A 604-nucleotide genomic window follows, 5' to 3' on the forward strand; every position below is an offset into this window, starting at 1 on the left:
AGGTCAAGAAATAGCCCTTGTTTCAGATTATGCAGGAACAACAACAGACCCTGTATATAAGGCTATGGAGCTTTTGCCAATTGGTCCTGTTGTTATAATAGATACAGCTGGAATTGATGATGAAGGAAATAGAGATTTCTTAAATAAAGCTTTTAACAGCAACTACAACTGGAGGCTTTTACACCTTATGGAGAGCATAGCAAATGGAAAATCTGACGCCTTTGGAATAAGACGTTTTGCTGAAAACTTTGATAAGATTTATCCAAACGGAAGCTTTCCAATGAACTTCATTACAAACCACGATGAAAACTCTTGGAATGGAACAGAGTTTGAAAGGATGAAGGATGCTGTTAATGTAATGGCAATGCTGACCTTCACACTTCCTGGAATTCCTCTTATATACTCTGGACAAGAGGCTGGCTTAAATAAGAGGCTTGAGTTTTTTGAAAAGGACGAGATAGATTGGAAAAACTATCCTATGCAAGACTTCTATAAAAATTTAATAAGATTAAAAAGGGAAAACAAAGCCCTATGGAATGGAGAACACGGGGGAAGTATAAAATTCATAGATGTGAAAAATGATAACGTTCTTGCCTTTGTGCGT

1 protein-coding gene is annotated in these 604 nt (G+C 36.8%); it reads left to right on the forward strand.

Going from position 1 to position 604, the window contains the following annotated elements; genetic code table 11:
- A partial coding sequence (locus TCEL_RS11420) for an alpha-amylase family glycosyl hydrolase (protein WP_198010686.1) occupies positions 1-604 on the forward strand: 604 nt, incomplete at both ends.

The sequence above is a fragment of the Thermobrachium celere DSM 8682 genome (genome assembly GCF_000430995.1).
Classification (GTDB): domain Bacteria; phylum Bacillota; class Clostridia; order Clostridiales; family Caloramatoraceae; genus Thermobrachium; species Thermobrachium celere.